The following is a 17021-nucleotide window of genomic DNA, read 5'->3' as shown; positions in this document are numbered from 1 at the left end:
CGGCCATGCAGCTCGGGATCAACCTCGGCTACTGGGGTGCCGGAATGGACGCGGACAACCTCGCCGTGGCCAAGGAGGCCGACCGCCTCGGGTACGCGGTCTGCTGGGCCGCCGAGGCGTACGGATCGGACGCGGCCACCGTGCTGAGCTGGGTCGCCGCCCAGACCGAGCGCATGGACGTCGGGTCGGCCATCTTCCAGATCCCGGCCCGCCAGCCCACGATGACCGCGATGACCGCGGCCACCCTGGACTCGCTCTCCGGCGGCCGTTTCCGCCTCGGCCTCGGCGTCTCGGGACCGCAGGTCTCCGAGGGCTGGTACGGCGTCAAGTTCGACAAGCCGCTGGCCCGCACCCGCGAGTACGTCGAGATCGTGCGCAGGGCGATGACCCGCGAGCGTCTGTCCTACGAGGGCGCGCACTGGACCCTGCCGCTGCCGGGCGGCCCGGGCAAGCCGCTCAAGCTGACCGTGCACCCGGAGCGCGAGCACATCCCGCTCTACATCGCCGCGATCGGCCCGAAGAACCTGGAGCAGACGGGCGAGATCGCCGACGGCGCCCTGCTGATCTTCCCGTCCGCGGACCATCTGGAGGACACCGCGATCAGGCACCTGCGCGCGGGCCGCGCGAAGGCCGGTCTCACCATGGACGGCTTCGACGTCTGTCCGACCGTGCCCCTCGCGCTCGGCGAGGACAAGGACGTGGCGGCACTGGCCGACATGTTCCGCCCGTACACCGCGCTCTATGTGGGTGGCATGGGCAGCCGCAAGCAGAACTTCTACAACCAGCTCGCCCAGCGCATGGGGTACGAGCAGGAGGCCGCCGAGATTCAGGACAAGTACCTGGCCGGCGACAAGGAGGGGGCGGCGGCGGCCATCCCGCACCAGCTCATCGACCAGACGACGCTGCTCGGTTCGGTGGACCGCATCGCGGACCGGATGAAGGCCTACGCGGCAGCGGGTGTCACCACGCTGACGCTGGCCCCGGCGGGCTTCACCCTGGACGAGCGGATCGCCGCGCTGCGGGCCGGCACCGACGCCGCCGAGCGGGCCGGGGTCGCGTAGCCGACGGGCCGGAGTCGCATGGCCGACGGGCCGAAGTCACAGGCCACGCCTGGCGGGACAGCTTCGCGGGACGGGAGAGTTCTGCGGCCGTGGTGGGGGCTCGGGGGGTCTTCCCCGCCACGGCCGTCACGGAGAACAACGCGCGACGGCCCGCTCGGTTACGCGCCCGGCATTCCCTTCGCGTCCACCGTTCGGCGGATTTGTCCGACACAGATGTTGCCGCACCCCTGGCTGCCCATTTGACTCGTTCTTTGCGGACTCCCGCAGGAGGTGGGGGTCACGCGTGGAGGTGGCAGTCATGCTTTCGGCCAAGAGTCTCTTCCAGGAGATCATCGACAACGACGAGTCCTTCCGGCTCTTCTGCTCCATCGCCGCCAGCGGGGAGACGCAGGGAGGCTGGGAGAACGCGCGCATCGCGGCCCTCGTACCGGAGGCCGAGCGCGCGCTCGCACCCAAGATCACCCGGCACGGCGCCGACGAGGACAAGCACGGCCGGATCTTCAACGCCCTCATGAAGAAGCGAGGTCTCACGCCGGTCGAGATCCCGCCCGAGACGGACTACACGATGCTCCTGGAGAAGAACGGCATCGGCCTCACGCACGACAAGCTCAAGCGCGACGAACCCCTCACCGTGCAGGACATCGTCACCTACCTGTCCCACAGCAGGGTCACCGAGCAGCGTGCCGCGGACCAGATGGTGATGCTCCGCAAGGACTTCGGGGACCATCCGGAGATCGGCAAGGCCGTACGGATGATCTCCGACGACGAGGACAACCACCTCGCGTACTGCCACGAGGAACTGCTGCGCTTCGCCCGCGCGGGCCACGGCCGGACCATCCAGCGCACCCTGCGCGAGTGCGCGCTGGCCGAGGCCGGCGTCTACCGCGACGTCAGCCTCGCCGTGATGGCCCACATGGGACGCATCCTCGGCTGGCCGGGGCCCAAGGCGGCGCTGCTCGCCACGGGCATCCGCGCCATGTACGCCTACGAGCGGACGGTCGGCTGGCGGCGGATGGTCTCCCTGACCATGCCGGAGCGGCGTGACGCCCTGGGCGGACCGGCCACGGCCGCACCCGGATACGCCTGACCGCCCCGCCGACCCCGCCCGCCACGCGCGCGTGGCGGGCGACGGCCGCTGCTACAGCCACCCCCGTCGCTTGAAGAGCCGGAACAGCAGCACCTCCAGGACCACCATGATCACGATGACCGCCGGATAGGCCCAGAGCCAGCGCAGCTCCGGCATGTGCTCGAAGTTCATGCCGTAGATCCCCGCGATCATCGTGGGGACCGCTGCCATGGCCGCCCACGACGAGATCTTCCGCATGTCGTCGTTCTGCCGCACACTCATCTGCGCCAGGTGCGCCGACAGGACGTCCGAGACCAGCCGGTCCAGCGACTCCACCGACTCGTTGACGCGGGTCAGGTGGTCGTTGACGTCCCGGAAGAACGGATGGGCCTTGTCGTCGACGAACGGCACCGCGGGGCCGACCACACCGGCGCCCGCCAGGCGGTTCAACGGCACCGACAACGGCCCGGTGGCCCTGCGGAACTCCTGGATCTGCCGCTTGAAGGTGTAGATCCGGGACGCGGTGTGCCGGGAGCCGCCGTCGTCCGGCGAGAACACCTCCGCCTCCAGCTCCTCCAGGTCGGTCTGCAGCTCGGTCGCCACCTCCAGGTAGTGGTCGACGGTGGCGTCGGCGATCGCGTACAGCACCGCCGTCGGACCGAGGCGCATCATCTCCGGGTCCTTCTCCAGCCGGCCGCGCACCGACTTAAGGGGCGCACCCTCGCCGTGCCGCACGGTCACCACGAAGGAGTCGCCCAGGAAGATCATGAGCTCGCCGGAGGACACGGTGTCGCTGTCCGGCTCGTACGTCACCGGCTTGAGGACCGCGAACAGCGAGTCGTCATAGACCTCCAGCTTGGGTCGCTGATGCGCCTTGAGGGCGTCCTCGACGGCCAGCTCGTGCAGGGCGAACTCGGCCGTGACGAGCTCGAACTCCCGCTCCGTCGGCTCGTGCAGCCCTATCCATACGAAGGCGTTCCCGTAGGCACGTGCCGCGGCCAGCGCGTCGGACAGGTCCTCCGGGCCCTCGGTCCGGTGTCCGTCCCGGTAGATGGCACAGTCCACGATCACAGAGCGAATTCTCCTGTCACTGATTCTCCGGCGCACCCGTAGGGGCGCCTACGCTGGGCCGCATGCCCACCTTGATCCTTGTCCGGCACGGACGCTCCACCGCCAACACCGCGGGACTCCTCGCCGGATGGACACCCGGCGTCGCCCTCGACGAGCGCGGCAACGCGCAGGCGGCGGCACTGCCCGGACGCCTCGCGGACATCCCGCTCGCTGAGATAGTCAGCAGCCCCCTCCAGCGCTGCCAGGAGACGATCCGGCCGCTCCTCGACGCCCGTCCCGGCCTGACGGCCCACTCCGACGAGCGCATCGGGGAGTGCCACTACGGGGACTGGTCCGGCCGCAAGCTCGCCGAACTGTCGGGCGAGCCGCTGATGGAGGTCGTCCAGGCACACCCCTCCGCCGCCGCGTTCCCGGGCGGTGAGTCCATGCGCGCGATGCAGACCCGGGCCGCCGAGGCGGTACGGGAGTGGAACGCGCGCGTGGAGCGCGACCACGGCAGCGACGCCGTCTATCTCATGTGCTCGCACGGCGACATCATCAAGTCGCTCGTGGCCGACGCACTCGGTCTTCATCTGGACCTCTTCCAGCGGATCTCCGTAGAACCGTGTTCCATCACCGCGATCCGTTACACACGACTGCGGCCATTTCTCGTACGCCTCGGGGACACCGGGGATCTCGCCTCCCTCGCGCCGCGCGAGGAGCCGTCCGGCGGCGACGCCGCGGTCGGGGGCGGTGCGGGCGCACCGTGATCGTCGGCCGCAGTAGGGTGATGCGGTCGAAGCAGCGCAGCAGTTGTCAGCAGCAGACGCAAGTGACGGCAGAAGCAGTCGATCGATCCAATGGAGACAGGACGTGTCCCGTCAGGTGTTCCTCTACGACCCGCCTGACCGTTTCGTAGCCGGTACGGTCGGGCTGCCAGGGCGCCGTACCTTCTTCCTCCAGGCCTCCTCGGGCCCCCGGGTGACCAGCGTCGCCCTGGAGAAGACGCAGGTCGCGGCGCTCGCCGAACGAATGGACGAGCTTCTCGACGAGGTGGTACGGCGCACCGGCGGCATCGCCCCCGTCCCCGTGCTGCCCCCGACGGCGGTCTCCGACACCGCCCCGCTCGAATCGCCCGTCGAGGAGGAGTTCCGGGTCGGCACCATGGCCCTCGCCTGGGACGGCGACGAGCAGCGCATGATCGTCGAGGCCCAGGCCCTCGTGGAACTGGACGCCGACTCCGAGGAGGACCTGGCCGCCGCCGAGGAGGAACTGCTCCAGGACGAGGAGAACGGGCCGCCGATGCTGCGCGTCCGCCTCACCGGCGCACAGGCCCGCGCCTTCGCCAAACGCGCCCTCGAAGTCGTCAACGCCGGCCGGCCGCCCTGCCCGCTGTGCAGTCTCCCGCTCGACCCGGAAGGACACGTATGTCCGCGCCAGAACGGATACCGCCGCGAGGCGTGACCACGGCCGAGCTGCTCACCGAGGGCGAGCTGACCGTCCGCGGCCGCATCCGGGAGGCGTCGAACGCGGTACTGCTGTGCGACGTGTCGTACGAGGGGCGCGAGGCGTTGTGCGTCTACAAGCCGGTCGCCGGCGAGCGCCCGCTGTGGGACTTCCCCGACGGCACCCTCGCCCAGCGGGAGGTCGCGGCCTACGAGGTGTCCGAGGCCACCGGCTGGGGGCTCGTCCCGACCACCGTGCTGCGCGAAGGACCGTACGGCCGGGGCATGTGCCAGCTGTGGATCGAGCCGCCGGACGAGGAGCCGGAGGAACCGGGTGACGGCCACGGCGACGGCGGCAACGGCGACGGCCAGATCATCGACGGCGGCGCCGGGCTGCTCGCGCTCGTCGACGCCGAGGAGGCGGGCGAGGGCTGGAAGGCCATCGGCCTCGCCGAGGTCGGCGAGGGGCGCACCGCGCTGCTCGTGCACGCCGACGACGAACGGCTGCGCAGGCTCGCCGTCCTCGACGCGGTGATCAACAACGCCGACCGCAAGGGCGGGCACCTGCTGCCCACCTCCGGGGGACGGCTGTACGGAATCGACCACGGCGTCACCTTCAACGCCGAGAACAAGCTGCGCACGCTGCTGTGGGGCTGGGCGGGGGAGAAGCTCACCCCCGAGGCCGTCGAAGCCCTGGAACGGCTCAGGGACGCCCTGGGAGGGCCGCTGGGCGTACGGCTGGGGGAACTGATCACCGAGGTGGAGCTGGACGCCACACGCGCCCGTGTGGCCGGTCTGCTCGCCTCCGGACGGCATCCGGAGCCCTCGGGGGAGTGGCCCGCGATCCCCTGGCCACCCGTGTAGCCCGGACGCACACTTCGGGGCCACGCGCAAGAACGCCTGTCCGGCCATCTGCCCTGGTCCGGTTCGTATACGGAACATCCGTCCGGTTAGGCTCAAGGTATGCATGCCTGGCCCGCTTCCGAGGTCCCCGCCCTGCCCGGCAAGGGCCGCGACCTCAGGATCCACGACACCGCGACCGGTGGTCCTGTGACCCTCGACCCCGGTCCCGTCGCCCGTATCTATGTCTGCGGCATCACTCCGTACGACGCGACCCACATCGGTCACGCGGCGACCTACAACGCGTTCGACCTCGTACAGCGCGTGTGGCTCGACACCAAGCGGCAGGTTCACTACGTCCAGAACGTGACGGACGTCGACGACCCTCTGCTGGAGCGCGCCGCACGGGACAACGTCGACTGGGTCTCCCTCGCCGAGCAGGAGACGACCCTCTTCCGCGAGGACATGACAGCCCTGCGGATGCTGCCCCCGAGGCACTACATCGGCGCGGTCGAGGCCATACCCGGGATCGTCCCGCTGGTCGAACGGCTGCGGGACTCCGGTGCCGCCTACGAACTGGAAGGTGACGTCTACTTCTCCGTGGAGGCGGACCCGCACTTCGGCGGGGTGGCCAACCTCGACACGGCGGCCATGCGGCTGCTGTCCGCCGAGCGCGGCGGCGACCCGGACCGTCCGGGCAAGAAGAACCCGCTCGACCCGATGCTGTGGATGGCGGCCCGCGAGGGCGAGCCCAGCTGGGACGGCGGTTCGCTGGGACAGGGCCGGCCCGGCTGGCACATCGAGTGCGTCGCGATCGCGCTCGACCACCTCGGCATGGGCTTCGACGTCCAGGGCGGCGGCTCCGACCTCGCCTTCCCGCACCACGAGATGGGCGCCTCCCACGCACAGGCGCTGACCGGCGAGTTCCCCATGGCCAAGGCGTACGTGCACGCCGGCATGGTCGCGCTCGACGGCCAGAAGATGTCCAAGTCCAAGGGCAACCTCGTCTTCGTGTCCACGCTCCGAAACGAAGGCGTCGACCCGGCGGCCATCCGGCTCGCCCTGCTCTCGCACCACTACCGGGCCGACTGGGAGTGGACCGACCAGGTGCTGCAGGACGCCGTCGCGCGCCTGGAGCGCTGGCGGGCCGCCGTGTCGCGGCCCGACGGACCGTCGGCCGAGGCGCTCGTCGACGAGATCCGCGAGGCCCTCGCGAACGACCTGGACGCGCCGGCCGCCCTCGCGGCCGTCGACCGCTGGGCCGCGCTCCAGGAGGAGCGGGGCGGCACGGACGAGGGCGCCCCCGGCGTCGTCTCCCGTGCGGTGGACGCCCTGATGGGCGTGGCCCTCTAGAACGCACGACGCCGGGCGCCGGACGGGTCGTCGCCCGTCCGGCGCCCTCTGTGCGCTCCACCGCGCGTCACGCGTGCGGTGGTCCGTCCGTCAGGCCGCTACTTGTTCACGATCACGGCCTGGATGGTGTTCGTCGAGGAGTCGTAGATCCCGATGACCTGCTGGCCGAAGGCGAAGGCCTCCTGGACCTCGTCGTGCGTCACCTGGTTCGGGTTGACCAGCGGACGCCAGGCCTGGTTGATGTACAGGTAGAGGATCGACGGCTGGCCCGGCAGCGGGGTGACGACGTCCCAGAAGTGCTCGGCGACACCGCTCGTCAGCGCGGCGGCCTCGACGGCACTGCGCATGACCAGTGGCTGGGCCTGCTGGCCCTGTTGTTGCTGCTGCTGCCCGCCGAGTTGCTGGAGCAGCTGCTGGAACGGCTGCTGCTGACCCAGCTGCTGGAGCTGCTGCTGCAGATGCTGGGGAACCTGCTGGCCCATGCCCTGCTGCTGCCCGAACGGCTGCTGCTGGCCGAACTGCTGGGGTCCGAACTGCTGCTGGCCGTAGCCCTGCTGCTGACCCTGCTGCGGGGGAGCCGTGCTAGGGCCCTGCTGGCCCTGCTGGCCGAACCCCTGCTGGCCGAAGCCCTGTTGGCCCTGCTGGCTCATCTGCGGGGTGGTGCTCATGCGGGTGCCACCTTCCCTCAATGGTTGGGTGATGGTTGGGCGTTGATGGGTGATGAGTGATGGGTGATGGCCGGTCGTGGCGACCGTTCATCGGATGTGGCCCGAAGGCCCGAAGGCCCGTCGGTCGGGTCAGCCCGTGACGACCAGGCCGACGATCTCGTCGTCCGAGAACCAGACCCGTACGTCGGGCCGGCCACCGGCGAAGGCGGCCTGCACCGACTGGCGGATCTCGGGAGACGGGTTGTGCAGGCTCCGCCAGCCGCCGGCCACGTAGAGCCGGAGCCTGGGCGGGAGTTCACGCGGATAGGGCACCAGCTCGTCCCAGTACCGTTCGGCCTGGCCCGAGCCGACCGCCCCCGGCAGCAGATGGGCGACCGCCGCCTTGATGTCCGGCCGGCTGCCGATCCGCTGCGACGCGGGCCGCCCCGGCGCGTCCTGCTGCGGGGAACCGGTGGCCCGCAGCACCTTGCGCGCCTTCTCCGGAGTCATCGACTCCTGGCCGGCCGCCCTGAGCATGCCCTGCAGCGCGGCCAGGGCGCCGACCACCACCGGGGAGGCGGAGGACGTCCCGGAGAAGGTGTCCGTGAACCAGGCGATCTCCTCGGCGCCGCCCTGCAGATCGCCGGGCCGGTCCCAGAAGCCGCCGGTCGTGGTGACCTCGCGGCCCCAGCCCTGCGCGTCGACCCGTGCCCCGTAGTTGGAGAACGCCAGCCGTGAGCGGTCCGGGCCGTGGTCGCGGCCGTGGGTGCCGGGCGGCGGGGCGCCCGCGCCGACCAGGATCGCGCCGGAGGACTGGTGGGAGGGGTTGAAGGGGTTGCGCCACCACTCGGGGAATTCGTCGGGGCGGCGTTCGTACACGGCGTCGTCCAGCGACTCGCCGCCGTTGCCCGCGGCCTCCACCACGATGATGCCCCGGGCGGTCGCGTACCGGATGGCCGCGAAGTCGTCGGGCCACCACTCGACGGGCGTGTAGCCGCGCTGGTCGTCGCGCTGCTGGTAGTCGAACCGCGGTCCCGGGCGGTGCAGTTCGATCAGGATGATGTCGCCGGGGCCGAGCCGGTCGGCCGCCGCGTGGATCGCCGCCGCCGTGCCGATGCCGTGGAAGGACGCGGCCGCGGTCACGCTGTCCGGCGCGATGCCGGTGATCCCGTACTCGTTGCGGTCGCCGCCGATCACCCCGATCACGGCGGTGCCGTGGTTGCGCCAGGCCAGATCCTGGATCGGGGTGCCTACGACAACCCCCGCCAGCTTCGCGGCGAGGTCCTCGTGGCCCAGCTGCCAGGCCCCCTCCACGTCGATCACGGTGACGCCCTGGCCGGACCCGCCGGGCCGCTGCCAGGCCCAGTACGCGTCCACGCCCTCGGGCGCCGGGCGCAGATAACCCTGGCGGCTGGTGAAGTCAGGGGTGACGGGGGCGCCCTCCTTGTGCCGCCTGGTCTCGTCGGCGCTCTGGCCGACGGACCCCACGGAAGCCGGTACGGCGGCCGGCTTCACGTACGCCGTGGCGATCTCCGGCAGCGCGGCGATCCGTGAACGCAGCTCCTGGGCCCGTTCCTCGCCGCCCCGTACCCGGTAGAAGAGGCCGAGGTCGGGCAGTGTCTCGGCGCCGTCGGCCGGCGGCTGGACCGCCGACCTGAGCCGTTCCTCGCTGCCGAACAGCGGCTCCAGCGCGAGCTGTTCGTCACTGAGGAACATGGTGAGTGCCGACACATCGGAGCCGGCCGCCGAACGGACCCCCTGGGCCCCGGCACGCAGTCGGGGCTCGGGCCGAGCGACGACGATCAGCTCCTGCTCGGCTCCCCGGTAGTTGAATCCCGCTCCGTCGGGCCCCGGTCCGGACGCTCCCGGGCCCCGCTCCGGCTGTACCTGGTCGGTCATCGCGTGCCGCTCCCTTCGGTCCGTGCAGGTGCTCAAGTGGTCGGTATCGCTGTCCAGTTGTCGTAAGTCCCGTTGTAGGAACTGTCGTTCGCCCCGTCGTTCACCCTGTCGTTCACCGGGTCGTTCGTCGGCGAACTGTTTCGGTGCTGTTTCCTCCGTTTGTGTCCTCCGGGCACACCCTGCTCCTCCCGGGCCGACTCGTCCACCCCCGAGTTCGCCAACTGCGTTTGGAAACAAATTGAATTGGGTACCGTGTGCAATTCGTCCGGAAACCGATGTCACGTCACAATCCGGCCAAAGGCTGCGGAGGCGGATGTCATGTGATGGGGTGACAGCGTCTGTTGACCGCAGGGCCGACAGCGCGTCGGCCCTCTCGTGGAAGGACGCACCGTGGCACTCGCAGACCGTTCCTTCGCACGTCGAAGACTCCTCACCACGGCCGCCGCCGTCGGCGGCGCGACCCTCCTGGGCGGTACGGCGCACGCGGCCGAAACGCGGGAGAAGGCCTGGCCCGACCGTTTTCCGCTGCCGGCCGGCTTCCAGCCGGAGGGCATCGCCATCGGCGCGACCCCGTACGCGTACTTCGGATCGCTCGCCGACGGCTCCCTCTACCGCGCGAGCCTCGCCACCGGGCGGGGCTCCGTCATCAGCCAGGGTCCCGGCGCCGGACACCCCAGCGTGGGCCTGAAGATCGACGGGCACGGCCGGCTGTTCGTCAGCGGCGGGGCCGGTGGTGATCTGCGGACCGTCGACGCGCGCACGGGGAAGATCGAGAAGACGTACGCCGTCGGTGGCTCGTTCGTGAACGACGTGATCCTCACTCCGCGCGCGGCCTGGTTCACCGACTCGTTCGCGCCCCGGCTCTACCGGCTGGCGCTCGACAGGCACGGGCGGCCCGGAGCCGTCACCCCCGTGCCCCTGGGCGGCGACTGGCAGCAGGGCCCGGACTTCACCGCCAACGGCATCGAGCGCACCCCGGACGGCAGCGCGCTCCTGGTGGTCAACGTCTTCGTCGGCGGCGGCACGCTGATGCGGGTGGAACCGGCCACCGGAGCCGCGAGCGCCGTGGACCTCGGGGGCGCCCAACTGCCCAACGGGGACGGCTTGTTGCTCCTCGGCCGGACCCTCTACGTCGTTCAGCAGCAGCAGAACGCCATCGACGTGTTCCGGCTGAACGCCGCCGGGACGCGGGGGCGGGCGCTCACCCGGATCACCGACCCGCGTTTCCGGATCCCGACCACGGCCGCCGCGTGGGGCGACCGCCTGTACCTCCCGAACGCACGCTTCGACGTCGAACCGACGCCGGACACGGACTACGACGCGGTGGCGGTACGCCAGGTGTGACGCCCGGCGCGTGACAGGTGACGTGCGAAGGGGCGGTCTGCCGCAGCACACCGCCCCTTCGTCAGGTCAGTCCTCCGAGCACGGTCAGTCCTCCGACGACTCCGGCGGCTCCTTCGAGTCCGCGGCACCCGGCGCACCCTCGCCGGACCCGGACCCGGTGGTCTCCTCGGCGTCGCCCGTCGCGCCGGTGGTGTCACCGGTGTCCCCGGCGGCGCCCTCGGTCGTCTCCGGCCGCTGCGGGCGCACCGGCTTCGGACGGCCGCCCGGACTGTCCCGGAGGTACGTGCCGGGATCGCCGCTCTCCGTGGCATGGCTGCCCGGCGCCGCGGCCGGCCCGCTCCCGTCCCGTCTGCGCAGGTAGCGCTCGAACTCGCGGGCGATCGCCTCGCCCGACGCCTCCGGCAGCTCGGCGGTGTCCCGGGCCTCCTCCAGCGTCTGCACGTACTCCGCGACCTCGCTGTCCTCCGCGGCCAGCTGGTCCACGCCCACCTGCCAGGCGCGCGCGTCCTCCGGCAGTTCGCCCAGCGGGATCCGCAGGTCGATGAGGTCCTCCAGGCGGTTCAGGAGGGCCAGCGTCGCCTTCGGGTTCGGAGGCTGCGACACGTAGTGCGGTACGGCCGCCCACAGCGACACCGCCGGTACGCCCGCGTGCGTGCACGCCTCCTGGAGGATGCCGACGATCCCCGTGGGGCCTTCGTACTTGGTCTCCTCCAGGTCCATCGTGCGGGCCAGGTCCGGGTCGGAGGTGACTCCGCTGACCGGCACCGGACGCGTGTGCGGGGTGTCGCCCAGCAGCGCGCCGAGGATCACCACGAGCTCCACGCCCAGCTCATGGGCGAAGCCGAGCAGCTCGTTGCAGAAGGAGCGCCAGCGCATCGACGGCTCGATGCCCCGTACCAGCACCAGGTCCCGCGGTTTGTCGCCGCCGACCCGGACCACTGACAACCTTGTCGTCGGCCATGTGATCTTGCGTACACCGCCGTCCAGCCACACCGTGGGCCGGTTGACCTGGAAGTCGTAGTAGTCCTCGGCGTCGAGCGCCGCGAACACCTCGCCCTTCCACTCGCTGTCCAGATGCGCGACCGCGGTGGAGGCGGCGTCGCCGGCGTCGTTCCAGCCCTCGAACGCGGCCACCATGACCGGGTCGACCAGCTCGGGAACCCCGTCGAGCTCGATCACTCAGCGCCTCCTTCCGACGTACCCTCACGTACGCCCCAACCTTACGGCTTGTGCACAGGGCGTCCGCAGCCCCCTCGCATGGGGGAGTGCCCGGATCACTGCCCCGTTCAGTGCCTCCGAACACCCAGCAGTCATCCGAGCTGTCGTGATCCTGCCGGGATCGCTCACAGCGTCGAGCGCAGCCACTGCTCCACGCTCGCGATGTGCACGGTCGCCCAGGAGCGGGCCGCCTCCGCGTCCCGGTCGCGCAGGGCGCCGAGGATCGCGCGGTGTTCGTGCAGGGTGCGGCTGACCGCGTCCTCCTGGGTCAGGCCCCGCCAGATCCGGGCCCGGGTGGTGGGTCCCGAGAGGCCGTCGAGGAGGGAGCAGAGCACGGAGTTGCCCGAGCTCTGCACGATGCCCCGGTGGAACTCCAGGTCGCAGGCGACCAGTTCCTCCACCGAGAGCCCGGCGCCCAGGGCGTCCAACTGGGCGGTCAGCGCGTCCAGTTGCTGTTCGCTGATCCGCTGCGCCGCCATCGCCGTCGCGGCCGGCTCCAGGATGCGGCGGACCGCGAGGAACTCCAGGACCGTGTCGTCGCGGTGGAAGTCCACGACGAAACTCAGCGCCTCAAGGAGGAGCTGCGGGTCGAGGCTCGTGACGTACGTGCCGTCGCCCTGCCGCACGTCCAGGATGCGGATCAGGGAGAGGGCGCGCACCGCCTCGCGCAGGGAGTTGCGGGACAGACCCAGGTCGGCGGCGAGCTCGCTCTCCTTCGGCAGCCGGTCGCCGGGGCGCAGCGCGCCGGAGACGATCATTCCCTTGATCTTCTCGATCGCCTCATCGGTGACTGCCATGGCGGGCCTCCCCGTCACTCGGGCCGTCGCTGGGACACCCGATGACTTGCATCTGTCTTGCGTCCGTCTTACATCCGATGTCTCATTATGCGGCTCACACGAGGTCGGACCGTGACACGAGAGCGGCCAGCTCCGCGAGCGCCGCACCCTCGTCGAGCGTGGTGAGCGTACGGCCGCGCATCAGGATCCGGCCGTCGACGACCGTGTCCCGTACGTCCTCGGCGCGGGCCGCGTACGCGAGCGTCGACCAGGGGTCGTGGCGGGGCGCCAGATGCGGGCCGCCCAGGTCCAGGACGATCAGGTCGGCGCGCTTGCCGGCCTCCAGCGAGCCCAGCTGGGCGTCAAGTCCCAGCGCGCGGGCGCCCTCGATGGTGGCCATGCGCACGGCCTGCTCGGCGCCCACGGCGGTCGGGTCCCCGTCGGCCTTGTGCACCAGGGCGGCGAGACCCAGGGAGCGCAGCATGTCCAGGGTGTTGGAGCTGACCGCGCCGTCCGTGCCGAGGCCGACCGTCACGCCCGCGCTCAGCAGCCGCGGCACGGGGGCGATGCCGCAGCCCAGCTTGAGGTTGGACACCGGACAGTGCGCGACGGACGTTCCGGTACGGGCCAGCGCCGCGATCTCGGCTCCGGTGAGGTCCACGGTGTGGGCCAGCAGCAGATCGGGGCCGAGCAGTCCGAGCGAGTCGAGCAGTTCGACCGGCCGCTTGCCGTACCGCACCTCGACGGTGGCGACCTCGGTGGCGTTCTCCGCCGCGTGGATGTGCAGCAGCGCGCCGAACTCCCGTGCCAGCGCGGCGATCCCGGTCAGTTGCTCGGGGGAGAGGGTGTAGGCGGAGTGCGCGAAGAGGACGGGACGCGTACCGGGCCGCCGCGCCTCTTTCCCGGTACGGCCCGCCAGGTCGCGCCGGGCCCACGCCAGCCGGTCCTCGTACGCGATGCCGTCGGCCGGATCCGGTACGTCCATGAAGGTGGGGCCCGTGTGCAGCCGCCAGCCCGCCTCGCGCGCGACCTGCTCGGCGGCCTCGTGGAACCAGTACATGTCGAGCGCGGAGGTCACCCCGGCCCGTACGCTCTCCGCGATCGCGACCCGGATCGCCGTCGCTACGTTCTCCGGCGACAGCAGCTCGCTCTCCCAGCGGATCACCCGCTCAAGGAACCCCTGGAGCGTCACGTCGTCGGCGCGGCCCCGCAGCAGAGTCATCGCCAGGTGGGTGTGCGCGTTGACCAGACCGGGGAGCACGAGACAGCCGCTCGCGTCGAGAGTCTCGGCGGCCGAGTGGCGCGCCCGCAGTTCCCCGGCGGGGCCCACCTCGACGATCTCGCCGTCGCGGACGGCCACGGCTCCGTCGGGCACGATCGTGCCGGCCCCGTCGACGGTCAGGACGTCACCGCCGTGGATCAACAGGTCGGCGCTCGCGGGGCGTTGGGAAGGAACGGTGACGGTCACAGCGCGCGCTCCTCCGCTTCCGCCAGCAGCCGCAGGGCTTCCAGCGCGACCACCGAGCCGCGCTCCACACCCGTCGCAACGATCTCGCGGTGCGGGTCGTAGCCGCCGGTACTCGCCTCGTCGACCAGCTCGTCCGCGTTCGCGCCGTCGATCACGAGCACCCCGCCCGCGGTCAGCCCGCGCAGCGAGGCCGTCACGTACAGCGCGGACAGCTCCATCTCGATAGCCGCGAGCCCCGCCCCCTCGTACGAGAACAGGGGTATCAGCCCCGGCTGGAACGCGGCGCGCGTCCACACCAGGCCGCGGTGGTGCGGAGCGCCCTGCTCACGTGCCGCCAGCTGGAGCGCGAGCACCGCCTCCGGGGTGGCCACCGCCGGATACTCGGGCGGCAGCAACTGCTGGGTCACCCCGTCGTCGCGTACCGCCGCCTCCGCGATGACCAGGTCGCCGTCCTGGATCCCGGGCCGCATCGCACCCGCCGTACCGAACCGTACGAAGGTGGACACACCCGCGTCCGCCAGCTCCTGGAAGAGCAGGATCGCGCCCGGCGCCCCCACGCCGTGGGAGGCGACGACGACCGGCACTCCCTTCCACGTCCCCGTGAAAGCACGGTATTCGCGGTGGTACGAGACCTCCTCGGCCCCGTCGAGCAGCGCGGCGACGATCGAGGCGCGTGCGGGATCGCCGACGACGACGGCCCGCGCGGGCAGCCCGGTGCGGGGTATGCGGGTGATGGGGGCCAGGTCCTGCGGGACCGGTTCCTGCGTCATGGGGTGACTCCAGTCGTACGCGTGGTCATGCGGGTACGGGCGGTGCGGCGGCGGTGCTGCGCCGTGCTGAGGAAGAGGGCGACGAGCGTGACGACGTACGGGGCGGCGTCGGTGGCCTGCTGCGGCATGCCGAGTCCCTGGAGCCGGAAGCCCGCGGCCTCGGCGAGACCGAAGAGCAGTGCGGCGAGCAGCACACCGAGCGGCAGTGCGCGGCCGAGCATGACGGCCACGACCGCGATCCAGCCACGGCCGGCCGTCATGTTCTCGGAGAACAACGTGACGTTGCCGAGGGCGAGTTGGGCCCCGGCCAGTCCGCACAGCACACCGGACACCAGCACGGCCGCGTACTTGTAGCGCGTCGGGCTCACTCCGAGCGTGGCGGCGGCCTCCGGTGCCTCGCCGACCCCGCGCAGCCGCAGCCCCCACACATGGCGGGACAGCAGCAGCGCGGTCACCCCGACCGCCGCCCACGCCAGATACGCGAGCGGCGAGAAGCCGCCGACCAGCGGCAGCCCGGCCAGTGACGGATCGTCGAAAGTGCCCTGCACGCCGAAGATCGTACGCAGCAGGAAACCGGTCAGGCCCACCGCCAGGAGGTTCATGGCGATGCCGAGCACGACCGCGTCACCGCGCAGGGTCACCGCGCCGACGGCGAGGATCAGCGAGTACGCGGCGGCGGCCAGCGCGGCGGCCAGCACACCGAGCCAGGGGCTGCCGGTGAACCAGCTGGTGGTGACGGCCGTGAAGCAGCCCATCAGCATCATGCCCTCAAGGCCGATGTTGAAGACGCCCGCCCGCTCGCACAGGGCGCCGCCGAGCGCGGCCAGCAGGATCGGCGTCAGCGCGCGCAGCGCCGACATGAGGAGATCGGAGTCGAAGAACATCAGGCGAACTCCCCCTGGGAGGCGGGTTCCTTGGCGGTGGGCGCCGGGTCGTCCGGCTCGTGCGCGGCGGGTTCCTGCGGGTCCTGGGGCTTTCGGCGCCGCAGCCGCGGGAAGCGCAGCCGCGCCGCGAGGAACACGATGACGATGGCCTGCAGCACCTGCGTCAGCTCGCGCGGTACCTCGGTCGTGCGCTCCATGGACAGTCCGCCGACCTGGAGGACGGCGAAGAAGAACGCCGCCACGACCGTTCCCAGCGGGGCCGCCGCGGCGAGCAGCGCCGCGGTCAGGCCCGTCCAGGTGTAGCCGGGGGCGGTCAGCGATCCGTCGAGGAAGCGGTAGGGGAAGCTCAGCACCCCGATCGCGCCGACCAGTCCGGCCAGCGCGCCCGAGGCCGACACCAGCCGGAGCGTGAGCCCCTTGCGTTCCACGCCCGCGTACGCGGCGAAGCGCGCGTTGAGGCCGGTCATCCGGATCTCGTACCCGACGGCCGTGCGCCGGTCCGCGAACCAGTACGCGCCCGCCGCGAGGACGACCAGTACCAGTCCGGCCGTCACGGTCGACGTGCCGAAGGCGGGCAGCGCCACGCCCTCCGGGAGGCGCCGCGTCTGGGGCAGGCTGGAGCCCGGCTCCTTCAGCGGATAGCGCACCAGATAGGAGGCGAGCGAGGTCGCCGGATAGCTCAGCAGCAGGCTGCTCACCAGCAGCGGCACCCCGAACCGGTTCTCGCACAGCGCGGCCAGCGCGGCGTACGCGGCGCCCGCCAGGACCCCGGCGAGCAGCGCCGCGACGACGGTGAGCGGCGCGGGCAGCGGCGAGTACAGACCGGTGACGGTGGCGGCGATCCCGCCGAGCACCATCTGTCCGTCCCCGCCCAGGTTGATGAGCCCGGCGCGCAGCGGGATCGCCAGTGCGAGGGCCATGCCCAGCACACTCGTGCCCGTGGTGAGCGTCGACCCGATCCCGTCGGCCCCGAGGGAGCCGGTGACGACCGCCCCGTACGCGGCGAACGGATCGGCGCCGGTGCCCACCAGGAACAGGGCACCGATGACGAGCCCGGCGACGACGGAGAAGGTGACGGGGGAGCGCAGTGCTCCCTTGATACGGGCCGTCCCATTCCTACGGGCCGCTCCCTTGGTACGGGCCGCTTCCTTGATGCGGGCCGCTCCCTTGGTACGGGCCGGGTCCGGGGCCGAGGCCATG

16 protein-coding genes are annotated in these 17021 nt (G+C 71.5%); 7 read left to right on the top strand and 9 right to left on the bottom strand.

The features are described from left to right. Positions 1 to 5: 5 nt before the first annotated feature. Together C6Y14_RS35780 and C6Y14_RS35775 are read left to right on the top strand one after the other, a co-directional pair. Positions 6 to 1061, top strand: a complete 1056-nt coding sequence (locus tag C6Y14_RS35780; RefSeq protein ID WP_107021058.1) for an LLM class F420-dependent oxidoreductase — start codon at positions 6 to 8, stop codon at positions 1059 to 1061. 298 nt (positions 1062 to 1359) lie between these two features. Next, a complete protein-coding gene (locus C6Y14_RS35775; protein WP_107021215.1) occupies positions 1360 to 2148 on the top strand; it encodes a ferritin family protein in 789 nt (262 codons plus the stop codon). 51 nt (positions 2149 to 2199) lie between these two features. Here the strand turns inward: C6Y14_RS35775 and corA are convergent, their stop codons facing one another. Beyond that, positions 2200 to 3198, bottom strand: coding sequence for a magnesium/cobalt transporter CorA (gene corA / locus C6Y14_RS35770; RefSeq protein ID WP_199854980.1), 999 nt, complete (start codon positions 3196 to 3198; stop codon positions 2200 to 2202). 62 nt (positions 3199 to 3260) lie between these two features. Between corA and C6Y14_RS35765 the strand changes: the two genes are divergently transcribed. From C6Y14_RS35765 to mshC, 4 genes are all read left to right on the top strand, one after another. Then, on the top strand, positions 3261 to 3947 hold the full coding sequence (locus tag C6Y14_RS35765) for a histidine phosphatase family protein (RefSeq protein ID WP_107021057.1): 687 nt from the start codon (positions 3261 to 3263) through the stop codon (positions 3945 to 3947). 103 nt (positions 3948 to 4050) lie between these two features. Next, the gene (locus C6Y14_RS35760) at positions 4051 to 4641 is read left to right on the top strand and encodes a DUF3090 domain-containing protein (protein ID WP_107021056.1); all 591 of its coding nucleotides are present in this window, start codon (positions 4051 to 4053) and stop codon (positions 4639 to 4641) included. Continuing rightward, entirely contained in the window at positions 4605 to 5486 is an 882-nt protein-coding gene (locus tag C6Y14_RS35755; protein WP_199854979.1) for an SCO1664 family protein, read from the top strand. The genes C6Y14_RS35760 and C6Y14_RS35755 overlap by 37 nt, the downstream gene beginning before the upstream one ends. A 99-nt stretch (positions 5487 to 5585) precedes the next feature. Then, positions 5586 to 6815 carry a cysteine--1-D-myo-inosityl 2-amino-2-deoxy-alpha-D-glucopyranoside ligase gene (mshC, locus tag C6Y14_RS35750; protein WP_107021054.1) on the top strand — a complete coding sequence of 410 codons (1230 nt, stop codon included), beginning with the start codon at positions 5586 to 5588 and terminating at the stop codon, positions 6813 to 6815. A gap of 98 nt (positions 6816 to 6913) precedes the next feature. Here the strand turns inward: mshC and C6Y14_RS35745 are convergent, their stop codons facing one another. Both C6Y14_RS35745 and C6Y14_RS35740 read right to left on the bottom strand, forming a co-directional pair. After that, the gene (locus tag C6Y14_RS35745; protein ID WP_225891449.1) at positions 6914 to 7483 is read right to left on the bottom strand and encodes a hypothetical protein; all 570 of its coding nucleotides are present in this window, start codon (positions 7481 to 7483) and stop codon (positions 6914 to 6916) included. 129 nt (positions 7484 to 7612) lie between these two features. Continuing rightward, positions 7613 to 9361, bottom strand: a complete 1749-nt coding sequence (locus C6Y14_RS35740) for a S8 family peptidase (RefSeq protein ID WP_107021052.1) — start codon at positions 9359 to 9361, stop codon at positions 7613 to 7615. Between the two features lie 390 nt (positions 9362 to 9751). Between C6Y14_RS35740 and C6Y14_RS35735 the strand changes: the two genes are divergently transcribed. Continuing rightward, positions 9752 to 10705, top strand: coding sequence for an SMP-30/gluconolactonase/LRE family protein (locus tag C6Y14_RS35735; RefSeq protein WP_107021051.1), 954 nt, complete (start codon positions 9752 to 9754; stop codon positions 10703 to 10705). A gap of 84 nt (positions 10706 to 10789) precedes the next feature. On the opposite strand, the gene C6Y14_RS35730 is transcribed toward C6Y14_RS35735, so the two are convergent. The 6 genes from C6Y14_RS35730 to C6Y14_RS35705 form a co-directional block, all read right to left on the bottom strand. Beyond that, positions 10790 to 11884 (bottom strand): PAC2 family protein, encoded by a 1095-nt coding sequence (locus C6Y14_RS35730; RefSeq protein WP_225891448.1) that lies wholly within the window; start codon positions 11882 to 11884, stop codon positions 10790 to 10792. A 164-nt stretch (positions 11885 to 12048) separates the two neighbouring features. After that, the gene (locus C6Y14_RS35725; RefSeq protein ID WP_107021050.1) at positions 12049 to 12720 is read right to left on the bottom strand and encodes a FadR/GntR family transcriptional regulator; all 672 of its coding nucleotides are present in this window, start codon (positions 12718 to 12720) and stop codon (positions 12049 to 12051) included. A gap of 94 nt (positions 12721 to 12814) precedes the next feature. Continuing rightward, positions 12815 to 14167: an amidohydrolase gene (locus tag C6Y14_RS35720; protein WP_107021049.1), complete on the bottom strand. Its 1353-nt coding sequence runs from the start codon at positions 14165 to 14167 to the stop codon at positions 12815 to 12817. Continuing rightward, entirely contained in the window at positions 14164 to 14937 is a 774-nt protein-coding gene (locus C6Y14_RS35715; protein ID WP_107021048.1) for a nucleoside phosphorylase, read from the bottom strand. Before C6Y14_RS35715 ends, C6Y14_RS35720 begins: the two co-directional genes overlap by 4 nt. Further along, positions 14934 to 15821 (bottom strand): ABC transporter permease, encoded by an 888-nt coding sequence (locus C6Y14_RS35710; RefSeq protein ID WP_107021047.1) that lies wholly within the window; start codon positions 15819 to 15821, stop codon positions 14934 to 14936. Before C6Y14_RS35710 ends, C6Y14_RS35715 begins: the two co-directional genes overlap by 4 nt. Further along, complete coding sequence (locus C6Y14_RS35705; protein ID WP_107021046.1) at positions 15821 to 17020, bottom strand: ABC transporter permease; 1200 nt, start codon at positions 17018 to 17020, stop codon at positions 15821 to 15823. Before C6Y14_RS35705 ends, C6Y14_RS35710 begins: the two co-directional genes overlap by 1 nt. Between the last annotated feature and the right edge of the window lies 1 nt (position 17021).

Origin of the sequence: Streptomyces dioscori (assembly GCF_003024195.1) — a bacterium.
GTDB lineage: Bacteria > Actinomycetota > Actinomycetes > Streptomycetales > Streptomycetaceae > Streptomyces > Streptomyces dioscori.
This window is presented reverse-complemented; position numbering and strand designations above follow the sequence as displayed.